Source organism: Spirillospora sp. CA-142024, assembly GCF_050942325.1.
Lineage (GTDB): Bacteria > Actinomycetota > Actinomycetes > Streptosporangiales > Streptosporangiaceae > Spirillospora.
Map to the genome: position 1 here is coordinate 5,022,378 of NZ_CP192077.1, position 17,581 is coordinate 5,039,958.

General features: G+C 73.1%; 17 protein-coding genes. 6 read left to right on the forward strand and 11 right to left on the reverse strand.

Going from position 1 to position 17,581, the window contains the following annotated elements; genetic code table 11:
• Position 1: 1 nt before the first annotated feature.
• From ACQPZP_RS24225 to ACQPZP_RS24245, 5 genes are all read left to right on the forward strand, one after another.
• Entirely contained in the window at positions 2–2,098 is a 2,097-nt protein-coding gene (locus tag ACQPZP_RS24225) for an MMPL family transporter (RefSeq protein ID WP_433472007.1), read from the forward strand.
• A 110-nt stretch (positions 2,099–2,208) separates the two neighbouring features.
• Positions 2,209–3,324: an FAD-dependent monooxygenase gene (locus ACQPZP_RS24230; protein ID WP_433472008.1), complete on the forward strand. Its 1,116-nt coding sequence runs from the start codon at positions 2,209–2,211 to the stop codon at positions 3,322–3,324.
• A gap of 115 nt (positions 3,325–3,439) precedes the next feature.
• The gene (locus tag ACQPZP_RS24235; protein WP_433472009.1) at positions 3,440–3,835 is read left to right on the forward strand and encodes an ArsR/SmtB family transcription factor; all 396 of its coding nucleotides are present in this window, start codon (positions 3,440–3,442) and stop codon (positions 3,833–3,835) included.
• On the forward strand, positions 3,768–4,250 hold the full coding sequence (locus ACQPZP_RS24240) for an SRPBCC family protein (protein WP_433472010.1): 483 nt from the start codon (positions 3,768–3,770) through the stop codon (positions 4,248–4,250). The genes ACQPZP_RS24235 and ACQPZP_RS24240 overlap by 68 nt, the downstream gene beginning before the upstream one ends.
• Complete coding sequence (locus ACQPZP_RS24245; RefSeq protein ID WP_433472011.1) at positions 4,237–4,809, forward strand: TIGR03086 family metal-binding protein; 573 nt, start codon at positions 4,237–4,239, stop codon at positions 4,807–4,809. The genes ACQPZP_RS24240 and ACQPZP_RS24245 overlap by 14 nt, the downstream gene beginning before the upstream one ends.
• Positions 4,810–4,821: 12 nt before the next feature.
• Here the strand turns inward: ACQPZP_RS24245 and ACQPZP_RS24250 are convergent, their stop codons facing one another.
• Positions 4,822–6,288: a PLP-dependent aminotransferase family protein gene (locus ACQPZP_RS24250; RefSeq protein WP_433472012.1), complete on the reverse strand. Its 1,467-nt coding sequence runs from the start codon at positions 6,286–6,288 to the stop codon at positions 4,822–4,824.
• A gap of 47 nt (positions 6,289–6,335) precedes the next feature.
• Between ACQPZP_RS24250 and ACQPZP_RS24255 the strand changes: the two genes are divergently transcribed.
• Entirely contained in the window at positions 6,336–7,064 is a 729-nt protein-coding gene (locus tag ACQPZP_RS24255; RefSeq protein WP_433472013.1) for a phosphodiesterase, read from the forward strand.
• On the opposite strand, the gene ACQPZP_RS24260 is transcribed toward ACQPZP_RS24255, so the two are convergent.
• Genes ACQPZP_RS24260 through ACQPZP_RS24305 form a run of 10 tightly spaced genes read right to left on the reverse strand, consistent with a single transcriptional unit; the run spans position 7,061 to position 17,444 of the window.
• Positions 7,061–7,840 (reverse strand): IclR family transcriptional regulator, encoded by a 780-nt coding sequence (locus ACQPZP_RS24260; RefSeq protein WP_433472014.1) that lies wholly within the window; start codon positions 7,838–7,840, stop codon positions 7,061–7,063. The two genes, ACQPZP_RS24255 and ACQPZP_RS24260, sit on opposite strands and share 4 nt — an antisense overlap.
• A gap of 16 nt (positions 7,841–7,856) precedes the next feature.
• On the reverse strand, positions 7,857–9,326 hold the full coding sequence (locus tag ACQPZP_RS24265) for a dihydroorotase (protein ID WP_433472015.1): 1,470 nt from the start codon (positions 9,324–9,326) through the stop codon (positions 7,857–7,859).
• Entirely contained in the window at positions 9,302–10,717 is a 1,416-nt protein-coding gene (locus ACQPZP_RS24270) for an FAD-dependent oxidoreductase (RefSeq protein WP_433472016.1), read from the reverse strand. Before ACQPZP_RS24270 ends, ACQPZP_RS24265 begins: the two co-directional genes overlap by 25 nt.
• Positions 10,714–11,349: an aspartate/glutamate racemase family protein gene (locus tag ACQPZP_RS24275; protein ID WP_433472017.1), complete on the reverse strand. Its 636-nt coding sequence runs from the start codon at positions 11,347–11,349 to the stop codon at positions 10,714–10,716. The genes ACQPZP_RS24270 and ACQPZP_RS24275 overlap by 4 nt, the downstream gene beginning before the upstream one ends.
• The gene (locus ACQPZP_RS24280) at positions 11,349–12,692 is read right to left on the reverse strand and encodes an MmgE/PrpD family protein (RefSeq protein ID WP_433472018.1); all 1,344 of its coding nucleotides are present in this window, start codon (positions 12,690–12,692) and stop codon (positions 11,349–11,351) included. The genes ACQPZP_RS24275 and ACQPZP_RS24280 overlap by 1 nt, the downstream gene beginning before the upstream one ends.
• The gene (locus ACQPZP_RS24285; protein ID WP_433472019.1) at positions 12,689–13,390 is read right to left on the reverse strand and encodes an ABC transporter ATP-binding protein; all 702 of its coding nucleotides are present in this window, start codon (positions 13,388–13,390) and stop codon (positions 12,689–12,691) included. The genes ACQPZP_RS24280 and ACQPZP_RS24285 overlap by 4 nt, the downstream gene beginning before the upstream one ends.
• Positions 13,377–14,126, reverse strand: a complete 750-nt coding sequence (locus ACQPZP_RS24290) for an ABC transporter ATP-binding protein (RefSeq protein ID WP_433472020.1) — start codon at positions 14,124–14,126, stop codon at positions 13,377–13,379. Before ACQPZP_RS24290 ends, ACQPZP_RS24285 begins: the two co-directional genes overlap by 14 nt.
• Positions 14,123–15,178, reverse strand: coding sequence for a branched-chain amino acid ABC transporter permease (locus ACQPZP_RS24295; RefSeq protein ID WP_433472021.1), 1,056 nt, complete (start codon positions 15,176–15,178; stop codon positions 14,123–14,125). Before ACQPZP_RS24295 ends, ACQPZP_RS24290 begins: the two co-directional genes overlap by 4 nt.
• Positions 15,175–16,197, reverse strand: a complete 1,023-nt coding sequence (locus ACQPZP_RS24300; RefSeq protein WP_433472022.1) for a branched-chain amino acid ABC transporter permease — start codon at positions 16,195–16,197, stop codon at positions 15,175–15,177. Before ACQPZP_RS24300 ends, ACQPZP_RS24295 begins: the two co-directional genes overlap by 4 nt.
• Positions 16,194–17,444 (reverse strand): ABC transporter substrate-binding protein, encoded by a 1,251-nt coding sequence (locus ACQPZP_RS24305; RefSeq protein ID WP_433472023.1) that lies wholly within the window; start codon positions 17,442–17,444, stop codon positions 16,194–16,196. Before ACQPZP_RS24305 ends, ACQPZP_RS24300 begins: the two co-directional genes overlap by 4 nt.
• Positions 17,445–17,581: the final 137 nt, after the last annotated feature.

The following is a 17,581-nucleotide window of genomic DNA, read 5'->3' on the forward strand; positions in this document are numbered from 1 at the left end:
CATGCCCACCCCCGGCACTCCCCCGGCAGGCCGGTTCGGCCGCCTGGCCGCGTGGTCGCAGCGGCACCGCTGGGCCGCGCTCGTCCTGTGGGTCGCCGTGGTCGCGGCGATCACGGTCGGCTCCCAGGCCGCCGGCAGCACCTACCACAACGACTTCTCCCTGCCCGGAACCGATTCGCAGGCGGCGGCCGACCTGATGGCGAAGCACGGGTCGCGGCAGGCGGACGCCACCGTGCAGATCGTCGTCCAGGACGCGCAGGGACTCGCGGCCGACCGCCAGGACATCGGCGCCATGCTGGCGGAGGTCCGCGGGCTCCCCTCCGTCACCGAGGTGGGCCCGCTGACGATCTCGCGGTCCGGCACCATCGGCTACTCCACCGTCACGCTCGACGCCGCCGCGCAGGACGTCCCGAAGGAGCGGGTGACCAGGATCATCGACACCGCCCGGGCCGCCTCCGGGCACGGCCTGCGCGTCGAGCCAGGCGGCGACCCGGTCCGCGGCGCCGAGGAGGGCGGAGGCGGCGGAGCCGAGGGCGCGGGAATGCTGGCGGCCCTGGTGATCCTCGTGCTGCTGTTCGGCTCCCTCGTCGCCGCCGCGCTCCCCCTGGTCACCGCCCTGTTCGCGGTGGGCGGCGCGATCGGGCTGATCGCGCTGGCCTCGCGCGTCTTCACCGTGGCCGACTTCACCCCGCCGATCATGATGCTGATCGGGCTCGGCGTCGGCGTCGACTACGCCCTGCTGATCTTCTACCGGTACCGGCGGGAACTCCGGGACGGCGCCGATCCCGCCGCGGCCACCCGCCGGGCGCTGGACGCGGCCGGGCGGACGGTCTTCTTCGCCGGCTGCACCGTCATCATCGCGCTGCTCGGCCTGATCGCGCTCGGCCTCGGATCGCTCCAGGGAGTCGCGCTCGGTGTCGCCCTGACCGTGCTGGTCACCATGGCGGCGTCCCTCACGCTGCTGCCCGCGCTGCTGGGCGTCTTCGGCGGCCGCATCCAGCGGCTCGTGCTCAAGCGGGCCGCGAAGCCGGGCCCGCCGGAGGAGGGCGGCTGGCGGCGGCTGGCCGCGGCCGTCCAGCGCCGTCCCGTCCCGGCGCTGCTGGTCGCCGTCGCCGCGCTGCTGGTCCTGTCGGCGCCCGCGCTGGACATGCGCCTCGGCTTCGCCGACGCCGGCAACGACGCCCCGTCCACGACCGGCAGGCAGGCGTACGACCTGCTGGCGGAGGGGTTCGGCCCCGGGTTCAACGGGCCGCTCATCGTGGTGGCCCGGGGCGACGCCGAGGGGCTTCAGGCGGCGCTGACGCGGACCAGGGGCATCGCGGCCGCGACCCCGCCGATACCGTCCGCGGACGGCGCGGTGTCCGCCGTCATCGCCTACCCCGCCACCGCGCCGCAGGACGAGGCGACCGCCCGCCTCGTCCACGAACTGCGCGACGACGTGCTCCCCTCCCTGTCGGCCCGCACCGGCGCCGGGTACCTGGTCGGGGGCCCGACCGCCGCAGCGCAGGACTTCTCGGACGCCGTCTCGGCGCGGATGCCGCTGTTCGTCGCCGTCGTCGTGGGCCTGTCCGCCCTGCTGCTGACGGTGGTGTTCCGCTCGGTGCTGATCCCGGTCAAGGCCGCGCTGCTCAACCTGCTGTCGATCTCGGCCGCGCTCGGCGCGATCACCCTGGTGTTCCAGGACGGCCGGTTCGGCGCGCAGAGCGGCCCCGTCGAGGCGTTCATCCCGGTGATGATCTTCGCGATCGTCTTCGGCCTCTCCATGGACTACGAGGTGTTCCTGGTGTCCCGCATCCACGAGGAATGGGAGCGCACGCGAGATCCGTCCCGCTCGGTGCGGGAGGGCCTGGCCGCCACGGGCAAGGTCATCACGGCCGCCGCCGCCATCATGATCGTCGTGTTCGCGGCGTTCGTGCTGAGCCCCGACCGCATGCTCCGGCAGTTCGGGCTCGGCCTCGCCGTGGCCGTCCTGCTGGACGCGGTCGTCATCCGCTGCCTGATCGTCCCGGCCGTCATGCAGGTGCTCGGCAGGCACGCCTGGTGGCTGCCGGCACCGCTCGCCAGGCGCCTCCCGAAAGCGGCCCTGGAACGCCCCTGACGACCGCCGCACGAGCGTCGCGCGCGGTTCTTGGCCGAGCCCGTCTTCGAGAGGCCCGAATCCGGCGCCGGAGGCGGGCTTGCCGGCGCCGGGCCGGGAAGGATCGGCTCATGGACATCGATCTCACCGGCCGGACCGCCTCCGTGAGCAGCTCCACCCAGGGCATCGGCCGCGTCGAGGTCGTCGGCCTGGACCAGGACGAGGACGGCGTGGCCTTGCACACTGGTGACACGGCACCGATCCGGTGCCGGTTCGCCGTCGGCTGCGACGGTGGCGCCAGCGCCGTCCGCAAGCTGGCCGGGATCGGCTTTCCCGGGCTGCCGCCGACCAGGGTGCTACGTCTGGCCGACTTCACCGTCCCCGCGGGCGTGGCCCAGGACGACCACCTCGCGCTGCCCGGCGGCGGCCGGATCCCCTTCTTCCGGGGAGGGGTGGTACCGCTGGGCGAGGGGGTCTTCAGGGTGATCACCAATGAGCCGTTCCCGCCCGGCCTCGACCGCGACGCGCCGATGACCGTCGGCGAGCTGCACGACAGCGTCCGCCGCACCGTCGGCGTCGATTTGCCGATCAGCACTGCACGCTGGGTGTCGCGGTTCACCGACTCCTCCCGGCAGGCCGACCGATACCGCGCCCATCGGGTCCTCCTGGCGGGCGACGCCGCGCACGTCCATCTGCCCGCGGGCGGGCCGGGGCTCAACACCGGTCTGCAGGACGCGGCCAACCTCGGCTGGAAGCTCGCCGCCGAGGTCCGGGGCCGCGCTCCCGAAGGCCTCCTGGACACCTACCACTCCGAGCGGCACGCCGAGGGCGCCCGCGTCATGATGCACACCAGGGCCCAGGGCGCGCTGACCATCGAAGACGGCCGGGTCGGCGCGCTCCGCGACCTGTTGGGCGAACTGCTCACCGACCCCGAGACGACCCGCCGCATCGCCGCACTGGTGTACGCCATGGACACCCGCTACGACATGGGCATCGACGACGATCTCCCAGTGGGCCGGTGGGCACCCGATGTGATGACCCAGGACGGCGGCAGACTCGCCGAGCACATGCACCGTGCCCGCCCGCTGCTGGTCGGCGCGAAATGCCCCGGCTGGGAAGACCGGGTGGACACCGTCGAGGCCGACTCCACCGAACCCATGCTGGTCCGCCCCGACGGATACGTGGCATGGGCCGGAGGCGGCAACCTCCGGGAGGCTCTCACCCGCTGGTTCGGCCCCCCGGCCTAGACCGGCGCACCTTGAGGTTACCGACCCATGGAGCAGCACTTTCAACCGCATGGTTTACAACCGGGCGGTCTGGGGTCTACGATGCTTTCAACTGTTGAGTTGAAAGTGGAGGGCGATGACCGCGGACGCACTGTCCCGGGTGTTCGGCGCCCTCGCGGATCCGACCCGGCGCGACATGGTGGCTCGGCTCTCGGAGGGCGACGCGACCGCGAGCGAACTGGCCGCGCCGTACCGGATGACGCTGCAGGCCGTCTACAAGCACCTGCGGGTGCTCGAGGACGCCGGGCTCGTCAGCCGGCCGCGAGGGCCGCAACCCCGGCCAGTGCGCCTGGAGGTCCAGGCCCTCGACCTGATGGACACCTGGATCGAACGCCACCGGGCCCGTGTCGAGCGGCGCTACCAGCGCCTTGACGCCGTCCTGGCGGAGATGGAGGCGGACCAGCATGAACAAGATCACGGAGACGGTCATCGAAGCCGACCCGGGACTACCGGTCATCCGGATGACCCGTGACTTCGCGGCGACCCCCGAGCGGTTGTTCCGCGCTCACACCGACCCCACGCTGTTCGCCAGGTGGGTGGGTCCCGACTCCATGACGACGCGGATCGAGCACTGGGACGCGCGCACCGGCGGCAGCTGGCGATACGCCTCGGTGCGGGGCGGCGACGAGTACTGGTTCCACGGCTGCTTCCACGAGGTCCGGCCGGACCGGATCGTGCAGACCTTCACGTACGAGGGCGATCCCGACGGGGTGGCGCTGGAGACGTTGTGGTTCGAGGCCCTGGGCGACGGCCGCACACGGCTGCGGACGCAGTCGCTGGTCGACACCTTCGACGGCCGCGACGCGTGGCTGCGAAGCGGCATGGAAGCCGGGGTCAACGAGGGATACGCCAAGCTGGAGAGGATGATCGCCGATGACGCTGTCTGACCGTCCGGCCGAGCGGCACCGGCAGGTCGCCGGACTGTTCACCGACCGGGTCCGCGGCACCCGGTCGTGGGACGTGCCGGCACCGGTCGCCGGCTGGACCGCCCGCGACGTCGTCCGGCACCTGACCGACTGGTTCCCTGGGTTCCTCGCCTCCGGTGCGGGGATCGACCTGCCCCGCGGACCGTCGGTGGACGACGACCCGGTCACCGCGTGGCAGGTTCACTGCGACGGGGTGCAGGCCGTGCTGGAGGATCCGGAGACGGAGCACCGGAAACTCACCAACCAGCACATCGGCAGCCTGCCTCTGGACGCCGCGATCGACCAGTTCTACACGGCCGACGTGTTCATGCACACCTGGGATCTCTCCAGGGCCACCGGCCAGGACGACCGGCTGGACCCGGACTTCTGCGCGCGGCTCCTCGACGGGATGGAGCAGATGGAGGAGGTCCTCCGCTCGTCCGGACAGTACGGGCCCCGGGTCGAGGTTCCGGACGGCGCGGACGCCCAGGCCCGGTTGATCGGTTTCATCGGCCGCGACCCGTTCTGGCCGGGGACGTAGGCCCGGGCCGGATCATGCCGGGCGCGCGGTGAGTACGGCGCACAGGGCTTCCAGGGCGGCCGGGTAGGCGGCGCCGAGCGGGGTGCTGTAGCCGACGACGAAGCCCTGCGGCCGTCCGGCGGGGTGGTGCCAGTGGCCGCCGAGGGGCATGAGGGCCAGGTCATGGGCCGCGGCACGGCGCATGACCTCGTCCTCGCCCGGGCCGCCGTCCGGGAGCAGCACTAGGGCGTGCAGTCCCGCGGCGATGCCGAGCACACGGATATGGGGGACGCGGGCACGGAGCGTCTTGACGAGCAGGTCCCTGCGGCGGCGGTAGCGGAGGCGGGACGCGCGGACGTGGCGATCGTAGGCGTGCGTGCCGATGAGGTCGGCGAGGACGAGTTGCCCCAGCGACTGGGTGTGCGCGTCGGCGAGCCGTTTGGCCTCGGCGAAGGGCTCGACCAGATGCGCGGGCAGCACGAGCCACCCGAGCCGCAGCGCCGGGGCAAGGGTCTTGGACGTGGTTCCGCCGTAGACGACGTGGTCGGGCGCCGTTCCCTGGAGGGCGCCCACGGGCTGGCGGTCGTAGCGGAACTCGCCGTCGTAGTCGTCCTCGACGAGGAGCCCGCCGGCGCCGCGAGCCCAGGCGACGAAGGCGCGGCGCCGGTCCGGGCCGAGGGTCGCCCCTGACGGGTACTGGTGCGCCGGGGTGAGCACGGCCGCGCCCACCCCGTCGAGGGGCTCGGCACGTGCGCCCATGTCGTCCACCGGCAGCGGGACGACGCCGAGCCCGGCCCGCCGGACGATGGCGCGGTGGAACGGATGCCCCGGCTCCTCCATCGCGAACGCCGCCGTCCCCGCCTCCCGCAGGACGGAGGCCAGGAGACCGAGGGATTGGGCGTAGCCGGACGTGACGACGATCCGCTCAGGCTCGGCGTGGACGCCGCGCGCGCGTCCGAGGTAGTCGGCCAGCGCCGCGCGCAGCTCGGGACGACCGCGCGGATCGCTGAGCGCATGCACCTCGGACGGCGCCTCCGCCAGGACGCGCCGGGTCGAGCGCAGCCACGCCGCCGAAGGGAACGTGCTCAGGTCGGGCCTTCCCGGCAGCAGATCGTGTACCGGCGTCCGATGGCTCTCCCCGCGCCGCGCTTCCCCAGGAGAGAGACCTGCCGCCGTCGCGGTCGCGGAACCCGCCCAGGTGGAGGGGGCCGACGCCGGCGCCTGATCCGCCCGGTGGGCGATGTCCGCGACGCGAGTGCCGGAGCCTGGGACGGCGATGATGTGCCCCTCGGCGATGAGCTGGTCATAGGCGGCGCTCACCGTCCCGCGGGAGAGGCCCAGTTCCGCGGAGAGGGCGCGCGTCGAGGGGAGCGGTGCGCCGGGAGCGAGGCGTCCCGCCGCGATGGCGGCGCGGAGAGCACGTTCCAGACCCGCCCGGCGGCCGCCCGAAGTGTCGATGTCCAGATGCAGGTCGACCGAACCGGACCAGCTTTTCGGCATGGAACCGGATCTTAATCCTGGTCCGGTCGCGACCTAGATTCATCGACATGATTGTTTTCGCCCAGCTCAGCGACACTCATCTCGACACCGGGGACGAACGGGCCGGACGCGCGGCGCGGGTCATGGAGCACCTGAACGGGCTGCGGGTCGACACCGTCCTCGTCACCGGCGACATCGCCGACCACGGCGAGCCCGCCGAGTACGAGCAGGCCCGGAAGGTACTGGAGTCGCCGCACCCCGTGCTGATGTGCCCCGGCAACCATGACGTCAGAGCCCCGTACCGGGAGGTTCTCCTGGACGAACCGCCCGGCGACGGTCCGATCAACCGGGTGCACAGGGTGGCGGGCGCGTTGTTCGCGATGTGCGACTCGACGGTGCCCGGCAAGGACCACGGCTTCCTCGGCGACGAGACGATCGGCTGGCTCGACCGGCAACTCGCCGGCGACCCCGAGGCCCCGGCGTTCGTCTGCTTCCACCACCCGCCGGTCACCCAGGGCATTCCGTACGTGGACGGGATCCGGCAGTTCGGCGAGGAGCGGCTCGCCGAAGTGATCGGACGGCATCCGCAGGTGAAGGCCGTCCTGTGCGGGCACAACCACACCGCCGCGGTCACGACCTTCGCCGGGCGGCCGCTACTCGTCGCGCCGGGCGTCGTCTCCACGCTCCGTCTGCCCTGGCAGGGGGGCGACATCGCCGACTACGACGCTCCCCCTGGCTTGGCGTTCCATCTCCTGGACGACGACGGCCGCCTGACGACGCACTACCGCACCGTCTAGCGGTGCGTGATCCAGGTCCGGGTGATCTCCTCGGCGGCGTCGCGGACGAGTGCCTTGTACCGCTCGACCGCCTCCGGGGTGAAGCGGTGCCGGGGGCCGCACACGCTGATCGAGCCGTGCACCTCGCCGTCCGGGCCGAAGAGCGGCGCGGCCACCGAGCCGGCGTCGGCCTGGCGTTCGCCGAGGGAGACGCCGACGCCGTCCCGGGCCGTGTCGGCGAGCCGGGCGCGGAGCGCGGCCTCGTCGGTGACGGTCCGGTCGGTCAGGGCCGCCAGGGGACGCGCCAGGATCGACTCGCGCCGCTCCTCGGGCAGGAACGCGAGGATCACCCGGCCCGAGGAGCCCGCGTGCAGGGGGAACCGCCGCCCGACCTCGACCGTCATCTTGACCTCGCGGGGGCTCTCGAACTGGTCGAGGTAGACCCGCTCGTCGCCGACCAGCCCGGACAGCGTGGTCGTCTCGCCGGTCTCGTCCCGCAGCCGGCGCAGCACCGGCGCGGCGGCGTTGCGGACGTTGAAGCGCCGCAGCGCGCTCACGCCGAGGGCGACCGAGGCGGGGCCGAGCCGGTAGCCGGACGGGCCCGCCTCCAGCATCTCCCGTGACACCAGCGACTGCAGGATGCGGTACACGACGGCCTTGGAGATGCCCAGCTCGCGGCTGATGGCCGTGACGCCGAGGTACTCGGGCCCGCCGGCGAACAGCAGCAGCACGTCGGCGACGCGCCCGGCGACCTCGGTTCCCCCCGAGGGCGGGGCGGCGGTGGTCTGGTTGGTCACCCGTCGATCCTAGGATTCAGCGGCCGCGGTGGATGTAGCGGCCGACCGGGTCTCCGGCGATCGCGCCGCCGGCGTACACGTGGTGACCGCGGACGAAGGTGTCGGTGACCCGCGCGGTCATGGCGAACCCTTCGAACGGCGTGTACTCCTGCGTGGACTCGGACTCGGCGGCGCGGACCGTCCAGGACGCGTCCGGGTCGACCAGCGCGATGTCGGCGTCGTAGCCCTCGGCGATGGTGCCCTTGTCGAGCAGCCCGTAGCGGCGTGCCGGGTTCCATGACGTCAGCTGCGCGACGCGCTGCAGCGGCAGGCCGCGCTTGAGGCCCTCGCCGACGAGCCCCGGCAGCAGGTACTCGGCGCCGCCGAAGCCCGACTTGGCGAGGAAGACGTCGTCGCGGTCGGCGCCGAACTTCATCTCGTCCCGGCAGCAGGCGTGGTCGCTGACGACCCAGTCGACCTCGCCGGCGAGGACGTGCCGCCACAGCGCCTCGACGTCGGCGCGGTCGCGCAGCGGCGGGTTGACCTTGCCGCCGAGGCCGTGCGCGGTGTCGACGTCGGCGAGGAGGTGCCCGATGGTGACCTCGCGGCGGAAGTCGATGTGCGGGAACGCGCCCGCCATGGTCAGCGCGGCCGACAGCGCCTTCTCCGACGACAGGTGCAGCAGGTTGATGTTGGGCAGGCCCGTCTCGTGCGCCAGGTAGGACGCGATCGTGACCGCGAGGCCCTCCGAGTGCGGCGGGCGGGACGCGCTGTAGGCGCGCAGCCCGGTGAGCGCCCCGTCCCGCTCGACCATCCTGGTGTAGGCGGTCATGATCTCGGCGGTCTCGCAGTGCAGCGACAGCGAGATGTGCGGCGCGTACTCGGCGAGCCGCTCGCGGGCCCGCTGGACGCCGCGCATGACGAACTCGAAGTGCGCGATGTCGTAGCGCTCGTCCGGCGGCGTCATGAGGAAGTCGCTCTGGCCGGACGAGCGTCCGTGCAGGCCGTGGCCCCCGTAGAACATGAAGATCTTGAACGAGGTGACGCCGTGCTCCTCCACGAGGTACGGGATCTCCTCGATGTGCTCGGCCGTCATCGGCGCGAGGTGGAAGGCGTAGTCCACGTAGGCGTTGCCCTGCGCGGCGCTCAGCACCTCGGGGAAGAACTCGCGGTAGGGCCCGCCCTTGTTCAGGTAGTACTGGCCGGTGCGCATGTAGGTCAGGGACGTGGTGACACCGCCCTGCGCGCTCGCGCGGCTCTCGGTGCGCGTGTCGGTCGCGAGCTCGTTGTAGATGCCCCAGTGCTGGTGGGCGTCCACGACACCGGGGAACGCGAGCCGCCCGCGGCCGTCGACCACGGTGGCGGCGTCGTCGTCCGGCAGGCCGGGCGCGACACGGACGATGGTGCCGTCGTTCACGGCGATGTCCGCGAGCTCCGGCTCGGTGCCCTCGGGCGCGTCGGGGCGGACCACCCGCACGTTCTTCAGCAGCAGCTCGGTCGTCGCCATCGAATCTCTCCTCGGTTGTCGCGGGTGGTGATGCGGCCGGCCACCGCACCGGCCGCCAGGTAGGCGAGCCCGAAGGCGGGCAGCAGGCCGTTGCCGGGCAGGTAGCCGTCGGCGCCGTGGCCGGAGATGCCGGCGGCGGCGCCGCCCGCCGCGTACAGGCCGGGGATGGGACGGTCGTCCGGGTCGACGACGGCGGCGTCCTCGTTGACGATCAGCCCGCCCTGGGTGTGGAACAGGGCCGGGACGACGCGGACGGCGGCGTACGGCGCGGCGAGGGGCCGCTCCCAGTTGGTGCGGCCGTGGTCGTCGGGACGTTCGCCGCGGGCGGCGGCGGCGCTGCCCGCCAGCTCGTCGGCGAGGGCGCCGGCGGGCAGGCCGGTGGCCTTGGCGAGGCCCTCGGCGTCGTCCGCCCAGACGAGGACGCCCGACTCGACGGTGTCGCGGAAGTCCTTGAACCGCTCGCACTGCCCGAAGATCGTCTCGTCCAGGACGATCCAGCCGGTGCCGCCGGAACGGGCGGCCAGCTCGGCGGCGTACTCGGAGTAGCCGCGGGTCTCGTTCCCGAACCGGCGCCCGCCGAGGTCCACCATGATCGCGCCGTGGATGATCGTGGCCCAGCCGACGAGGGTGCCCGCCCCGGCGGCGACTGCGCCGTGGCCCTGGTAGGCGTCCAGGTAGCCGGTCGCGGCGCCGAGACCGCCGCCGATCCGGAGGGCGTCGCCCAGCGACTGGTCGCCGCCCTGGTAGAGGGCCCCGGCGATTTCGGGGAGGTGGCGTTCCACGAGCGCGCGGTCGGCGCCGAACCCGTTGGTCGCCAGCAGCACGGCCCGCGTCGGGATCTCCTCCCGCGTCCCGTCCGGGTACTGGACGACGGCGGCCCGCACGGCTCCTTCCCCGCCGGCCGCCACGTCCACCAGCCGGGCCGGGACGAGCAGGTCGATGTCCGGATGCTCCCGGACGCGCCGCGCCAGGTGGTCGATCACGCTGGAGCCGTGCCGCCCCGGGACCGAGTGGCAGCGCGGCACGGAGTGCCCCGGATAGTTGAAGTCGGTCACCAGGGACAGCGGCAGCCCGGCCGAGTCGGCGAGCCACTCCACGAGCGGTCCGCTGACCTCGGCGAGCGTCCGGGCGAGGCGGGCGTCGGCCCGTCCCCGGGTCTTGGCCATGATGTCGGCGACGAACCGGTCCGGTGAGTCGCCGACGCCCTCGGACGCCTGCCAGCGGGAGCCCGCACCGGGGAACATCGCGGTCGACATCGACGTGTTGTTGCCACGCCGGAAGTGCTCGCTCGACTCGACGACGACCACGCTCAGGCCGAGTTCGGCGGCGCGCAGCGCCCCGGCGAGCCCGCCGCCCGCACCCGCGATGACGAGGTCGGGTCCGTCCGTCATGCGCTCCTCCCGATCGTCATCAGCTTCAGGGCGAGGGCCGTGGGGTCGACGACCCGGGAGGCGGACCGGTCCTCCTCGACGTCGACGGCCGAGCAGCCGTTGATCACCGCGGTGGCGCCGTCGGCGGCGAGCGCGTCCACGGCCTCGCCGAGGGCGGCGTTCCAGGCGCCGGCGTCGGCGATGGCGTCGAAGGGCAGTTCCAGGATCGCGATCCCGGCGACGTAGGGCTCCAGGCCGTAGGCCTTGAGCCGGCGGCCCAGTTCCGCGCCGATCGCCTCGTTCCGCACCACCGCACCGAACCGAACATTCATCGCGGCAAGGTGCATACCAGTCAGCCTAAGCAGGCCATGGACCGGAATGCCCTGGTCAGCGACGGTGTCGGGCACGGCCGGGTCGAGCACGCAGTCGGGGAAGGCGAGGTCCCAGCCGTCCCCGGCCCGGGCAAGCGCGGCGGCGACCTCCCGCTCGGAGGCGCGGACCGCCGCCTCGTCGTCCAGCGATCCGGGCGCGGCCGGGCCGACGTCGCGCAGCTCGACCGTCAGGCCGGGCGGGGCGAGCCGGTCGTAGCGGGCCTGCCGGCGCCGGATCTCGTCCGGCGGCAGATGGATCGGCGTCATGGCCAGGGCGCGCATCAGTTCGGCTCCTCGGTGTCGTCGCCGGCGAGGGCGCGGAGGCGTTCGCCGACATGGTCCAGGCCGGGCAGTTCCCGGGAGAGGGCCGCGGCCCGTTCGATCAGGTCCTCGCGGCCGGGCAGCCGGCCCTTGAGCATCGCCAGGACGTGTCGCTCGTCCAGGGGATGGTGGTCGGCGTCGCCGACCGGGTTGGGCACCTCGCGGGTGCGGGCCGTCCCGTCGTCCAGTTCGACGGTGACGCGGGCGGCGCGCTCGTCCGGGAGGCGCGCGGTCAGGTCGCCCGCCTCCGCCAGCCGGACGCGCCGCGCCAGCGCCCGCAGCGCCGGGTCGTCGAGGCTCGCGCGCGGCCCGACCTCGCCGTCGAGCAGGGCGGCGGCGACGGCGAACGGCGTCGAGAACATCGCCGACAGCCGGTTGACCCACTCCGCCGAGGCCAGGCCGGCTCCGAGCGCGTGCGTCTCGACGAGGATCCGCGTGATCCGGGACGTGTCGAGGCCGGCACGCAGGCCGAGCACCGCGTCGGCGGCCGGATGCGTGAACGAGCAGGAGGCGTGCCGCTTGAAGTAGCCGCGCGTGACGTCCCACCGGTCGCCGAGACCGTCGGTCAGCTCGGACGCGTCGAACTCGCCGAGCAGGGTCCCGAGCGACAGCGCCGCCGTCCCGGTGTTGCGGGCGACTCCGGCGGACGCCATCCGGGCGGCGACCAGACCGGACATGTTGGACGCGCCCATCCAGGCGTTCCGCACCGGGTTCCCGTCCGTCGCGGACGCGAAGTGGCCCGCGACCGGCAGCCCCGCTCCCGTGTCGATCGCGGCGGCGACCGCGTCCGGGCCGAGGCGGAGCAGCCGCGCGCATCCGGCGGCCGCCCCGGCGACGCCCCAGCTTCCGTGCGGGTGCGCGCCCGGCCGCAGCCGGGACGCGCGCCCGAACCGGGACGCGACCTCGTACGCCGCGACGAGGGCGGCGGCCGTGTCGCGCCCGGAGGCGTCCAGTTCGCTCGCCAGCGCCAGGACGGCCGGGAACCCGTGCGCCGCCGGATGCCCCTTGGCGTACTTGTTGCCCTCATCGAGCTCAAGGCAGACGAGCGCCACCGCGTTCAGCCAGGCGGCGGCGTCGACCGGCACGCACCGCCCGCCGCCGATGAGAGGTGCCGGGCCGCCGGGCGCGTTCCAGGCCGAGCCCAGGGCGCGCGTCTCATGCTGGTCGGCGCCGAGCGCGGTCACGCCCATGACGTCGAGCAGCACGAGCGACAGCCGGTCGAGCACCGGCCCCGGCACCTCCGCCACATCCAGCCGCGCGACCCACTCCCCCAGGCGCGCCGTGGCCTTCCCCGCGTTCGTCACAGCCCCAGGTACGCCTTCCTGACCTCGGCGGACCCGGCCAGCTCGCTGCCCGTCCCGTGCAGGACGGTCGAGCCGCTCTCCATCACGTAGGCGCGGTCGGCGATGCCCAGGGCCTGCTTCGCGTTCTGCTCGACGAGCAGCACCGCCACGCCGGTGTCGCGGATCCGCTTGACCGCGTCGAGCACCGCCCACGTCAGCTTCGGCGACAGGCCGGTGGACGGCTCGTCCAGCATGAGCAGCTTCGGCCGCGCCATCAGCGCGCGGCCGATCGCGAGCATCTGCTGCTGCCCGCCGCTGAACGTCTGCGCGGTCTGCGTGCGGCGCTCCGCGAGGACGGGGAACAGCTCGAACACCTCGCGCATGGCGGCGTCCACCTCGCCGGAGGGGCGGGTCCACGCCCCCATGCGCAGGTTCTCCTCGACGGTGAGCGTGCCGAACAGCGCCCGGTCCTCCGGGACGTGCACCAGGCCGTCCCGGACGAGCTGGTCGGGGCGGCGCCCGGCCGTGGACGCCCCGGAGAACGTGATCGTCCCGGACGCCGGCCGCAGCCGCCCGCACACCGTCCGCAGCGTCGTCGTCTTGCCCGCGCCGTTCGCGCCGACGAGCGCGACGATCTCGCCCTCGCCGAGCCGCAGGTCGATGTCGTGCAGGATCCGCATGCGGCCGTAGCCGGCGCAGAGCTTCTCAATCCTCAGCATCTCGGTCCTCGCCACCACCGGGCTCCTCTCCCAGGTACGCCTCGATCACGCGCGGGTCGGAGGTGACCTCCTCGGCCGAGCCCGCGGCCAGGACCCGGCCCTGGTCCAGGACGAGGACCCGGTCCGACAGCCGCATCACCGCCGCCATGATGTGCTCGACGAACAGCAGCGTCGTCCCGTCCTCCTCGCGGAGCGCGACGAGCAGGTCCAGGACGGGCTCGCGCTCCGCCGGGACCAGCCCGGCCAGCACCTCGTCCAGCAGCAGGACCTTCGGCCGCATCGCGAGCGCCCGCGCGAGTTCGAGGCGCTTGAGCCCGGCCGTGGGCAGTTCGGTGGCGTTGGAGTGCGCCCACCGCCCGAGGCCGACGCGTTCCACGACGTCCAGCGACCGCCTGCGCAGCCGGTGGGGCGGCTGGCGGCGGTGCTGGGCGGCGAGGCCGACGTTCTCAAGGACGGTCATGCTCCCGAACGGCCGCATCAGCTGGAACGTCCGGACCATGCCCGCCCTCGCGATGCGGTGGGGCGAGGAGCCGGTGATGTCCCGGCCGCCGAACACGACCTGCCCCGTGTCGGGGGCGAGGGCGCCGGAGATGACGTTGAACAGCGTCGTCTTGCCGGCGCCGTTCGGGCCGATGATGCCGAGGATCTCGCCCTCGCCGACCTGGAAGCCGACCTCCGCGAGCGCCCGCAGGCCCCGGAAGCCCTTGCCGACATCGGAAACCGTCAGGATGCTCATCTGCGCCACCTCCCGGCGATCGTGCCGACGATGCCCTTGGGCAGCAGCCGGACGATCAGGATCAGCAGGACCGCGTAGACGGCGACGTCCAGCCCGCTGCGTCCCTGGAGGAAGCCCAGGGAGTCGGGCGGGGTCCGCAGCAGCGTGGCGGTGACGTCCGTCAGCGCACCGAGGATGATCGCGCCGACGACCGGGCCCCAGATCGTGCCGATGCCGCCGATGACCACGGTCGCGATCGCCTGGATGGACACCGACGAGCCGAACGCCAGGTCCGGGTTCACGAACAGGTAGTACTGCGTGTAGAAGGCGCCGGCGACCGCCGTGATCGCGGCCGACAGCGCGACCGTGACCAGCTTGTACCGCATGACGGGTGCGCCCAGCGACGCCGCGGCGAGTTCGTCGTCGCGTATCGCGGTGACGTAGCGTCCGGTCCGCGAGTGCAGGAACAGGATGCTGACCAGGGCCGCGACGCCCGCGAGCCCGAGCGCGATCCAGAAGTAGGCGGGCGAGTCCGCGGCGAACTGGATCTTCCGGAACGACGAGCCCTGGATCAGCGGGACGGTGAACCCGACCGCCTTGTTGGTGAACTCCGTGGTGGTGACGACGAGGCGGAGCATCTCGGCGAACGCGAACGTCGCCAGCGCGAAGTAGGCGCCCCGCAGCCGGTACCGGAACGCGAAGAACCCGATGACCACGGCGACGGCCGCGGCCACCGCCATCCCGGCGAGCATCCCGATCCACGGGGACACGTCGTGCTCCACGAGCAGGTACGCGCTGGTGTAGGCGCCGAGGCCGAAGAACGCGGCGTGCCCGAAGCTGAACATCCCGCCGAACCCGCTCATCACGTTCCAGCCGATGGCCATCAGCGCGAAGATCAGGATGCGGACGGCGACGGCGCCCTGCGCGGGCGGCAGCACCAGCGGCAGCGGGATCGCGACCAGCAGCAGCACCGCGAGGACGGCGAGCTGCCGGTTCTGCGGCCGCAGCGGCGGCGCCTTCACCGGGCGGGCCGCGCCCGCGTCCGGGCGGCCGGTGAGCGTGATGCCGGTCATGCGCGCCTCCCGAACAGTCCCTGCGGGCGGAGGAACAGCACGATCAGGAAGACGGCGAACACGCCGAGCAGAGAGCTCTGGCCGTCCATGTAGATCGTGGTGAGCTGCTCGACCAGCCCGATGAGCAGTCCGCCGGCGAGCGCGCCGGCGACGTTGCCCATGCCGCCGAGCACCACGACGACGAACGCGGTGATGTTGAACTGCTCGCCAAGGGTGGGCGTGACCGTGACCAGCGGCGCGGCGAGGACCGCCGCGGCGCCGGCGCAGGCCGTCCCGATGGCGAAGGTGAGCGTGTGGACGCGCCGGACGTTCACCCCCACCAGCTCGGCGCCCGGCCCGTTCGCGGCGACCGCGCGGATCGCCGTCCCGAACCGGGTGCGGCGCAGCAGCCAGAACAGCGCCGCGCCGATCAGGACGGCGCCGGCGAACGCGTACAGCCGGGCGCCCAGGACGACCGCGCCGAACAGGGAGAACTGGAAGTCGGCGGGCAGCGCGACGGTCTTGGGCTCTGCGCCGAAGAACATCAGCAGCCCGTTCTCCAGCAGCAGCGACAGGCCGAGCGTGATGAGCAGCTGGTTCTCCAGCGACGCTCCGCCCGTCCCGCCGAGCAGGCCGCGGTGCACGGCCGCGCCGATCAGGAACAGCGCGGGCACCGCGACGAGCAGGGTCAGGTAGGGGTGCAGGCCGGTGCCCCGCACGACGCCGAAGGCGATGAACATCGCGATGGCGAGCAGCGCGCCGTGCGCGAAGTTGACGATGTCCAGCACGCCGAAGATCAGGGTGAGGCCCATCGCGATGAGCCCGTAGAGCCCGCCCATCAGCAGGCCGGTCACCACCGACTGCCAGACGACCAGGCCGCTGCCGGACTTGATCAGGGCGACCGCGATGGCGGCCGCGACGAGGCCGCCGGTCACGGCGGCACGCTTGAGGACGGCCCCGGTCCCGTCACCGCCGAGGAGCGGGCGGCGCCGGACGGCGGGGGTGGGAGGGGACTGCGTCTTGGTTCCGATGTTGCTCATGACCGCCACGTCACCGAGTAGTCGGGCTTGGATTCGGCCTTCTCCGGCGGATAGACCTGCTTGACCTGGCCGCCCTGGACCTGCATGAGGACGGGCAGGGCGTTGCCGTTGTCTCCGTTGGGGGCGAAGGTGATCGGGCCGGTGCCGACCGTGAGGGGCTCGACCTTCGAGGACGCGATCGCGTCGCGCACCTTCTCCGCGTCGGTGGTGCCCGCGCGTTCCACGCCCTGCGCGATCACCTGGACCGCGTCGTAGGCGAGGACCGCGCCCGTGCGCATGGGGGCGCCGTAGCGCCGCTGGTACTCGGCCCGCAGCTTGACGGTCTGCGGGTTCTGGGCGTCGAAGTGGTAGTTGGTGCTGAAGATCCGCTCCGCGGCGGCGCCGCCGTCGGTGACGAACTTCGGCTGGTCGTAGGCGCCGTTCGACACGCCCCAGACCGCGTTCAGGTCCGGTTTCACCGCGGCGATCGCCTTGGCGGCGAGCAGGCTGTCGCGGTAGTAGCCGGCGACCGCCAGCACGTCCGCCCCGGACGCCTTGACCTGGGTGACCTGCGCCGTGAGGTCGGACACGGTGAGCGCGTCGTAGCTGATGTTCGGGCCGACCTCGATCCCGAGCTTCTTCGCCGCCTTGGTGAACGCCTCGGCCGCGCCGCTGCCGAAGTCGGTCTGCTCGTGCAGGAACGCGACCTTCCTGACGGGCTTGCCCGCCTGGTCCGACACCTCCTTGAGGTAGCGGGCCGCGGCGCCGGCGATGGCGGCGCTGCCCGGCTGGACCCGGAACGAGTACCGGTAGCCGTTCGCGAAGATCGCGTCCGAGGCGGTGACGTCCATGACGAACGGCACCCGGTTGCGTTCGGCGACGACGGCGACGTTGGTGCTGACGGCACTCTGGTACGTGCCGACGAGCCCGACGGACCCCTCGGAGATGAGCCGCTGGGCCTCGCTCTGGCCGACCTCCGCCTTGCCCTGGGTGTCGCCCGTCTCCAGCTCGACCTTGCGTCCGCCGAGGGATCTGATGCCGCCGGCGGCGTTGATCGCCTCCACCGCCAGCTGCGCGCCGCGCCGCATCTGCTGGCCGTCGACCGCGTTGGCGCCGCTGACCGGATGCAGGGCGCCGATCTTGACCGGGCCCCGGTCGCGTCCGGCCGCCACCCCGGCCGCGCCGGACGGCGCCGAGCCGCCGCAGCCGGCCGCGGCCAGCAGGACCGCGCAGGCGCCGAGCCCGGCGGCGAGCTTTCGAGCCGACATACATCTCTCCTGCCGCATCTGCCCTGGTTCCCCGCAACGGGTGTTCCGCTTAGAGGAACAGCAGGTCACTGATGCGTCATCGTGGCACCCGTCACGCCATCGGGTCAATATCTAGGTGAAACTTGACGTAACTCAGC

Coding starts and splice junctions, on each gene's coding strand:
- ACQPZP_RS24265 (WP_433472015.1), bottom strand. CDS start 9,326: ATGGCGACGACCGAGCTGCTGCTGAAGAACGTGCGGGTGGTCCGCCCC.
- ACQPZP_RS24275 (WP_433472017.1), bottom strand. CDS start 11,349: ATGCGCGCCCTGGCCATGACGCCGATCCATCTGCCGCCGGACGAGATC.
- ACQPZP_RS24295 (WP_433472021.1), bottom strand. CDS start 15,178: ATGACCGGCATCACGCTCACCGGCCGCCCGGACGCGGGCGCGGCCCGC.
- ACQPZP_RS24240 (WP_433472010.1), top strand. CDS start 3,768: ATGAACAAGATCACGGAGACGGTCATCGAAGCCGACCCGGGACTACCG.
- ACQPZP_RS24235 (WP_433472009.1), top strand. CDS start 3,440: ATGACCGCGGACGCACTGTCCCGGGTGTTCGGCGCCCTCGCGGATCCG.
- ACQPZP_RS24300 (WP_433472022.1), bottom strand. CDS start 16,197: ATGAGCAACATCGGAACCAAGACGCAGTCCCCTCCCACCCCCGCCGTC.
- ACQPZP_RS24225 (WP_433472007.1), top strand. CDS start 2: ATGCCCACCCCCGGCACTCCCCCGGCAGGCCGGTTCGGCCGCCTGGCC.
- ACQPZP_RS24230 (WP_433472008.1), top strand. CDS start 2,209: ATGGACATCGATCTCACCGGCCGGACCGCCTCCGTGAGCAGCTCCACC.
- ACQPZP_RS24245 (WP_433472011.1), top strand. CDS start 4,237: ATGACGCTGTCTGACCGTCCGGCCGAGCGGCACCGGCAGGTCGCCGGA.
- ACQPZP_RS24285 (WP_433472019.1), bottom strand. CDS start 13,390: ATGCTGAGGATTGAGAAGCTCTGCGCCGGCTACGGCCGCATGCGGATC.
- ACQPZP_RS24270 (WP_433472016.1), bottom strand. CDS start 10,717: ATGACGGACGGACCCGACCTCGTCATCGCGGGTGCGGGCGGCGGGCTC.
- ACQPZP_RS24255 (WP_433472013.1), top strand. CDS start 6,336: ATGATTGTTTTCGCCCAGCTCAGCGACACTCATCTCGACACCGGGGAC.
- ACQPZP_RS24290 (WP_433472020.1), bottom strand. CDS start 14,126: ATGAGCATCCTGACGGTTTCCGATGTCGGCAAGGGCTTCCGGGGCCTG.
- ACQPZP_RS24250 (WP_433472012.1), bottom strand. CDS start 6,288: ATGCCGAAAAGCTGGTCCGGTTCGGTCGACCTGCATCTGGACATCGAC.
- ACQPZP_RS24305 (WP_433472023.1), bottom strand. CDS start 17,444: ATGTCGGCTCGAAAGCTCGCCGCCGGGCTCGGCGCCTGCGCGGTCCTG.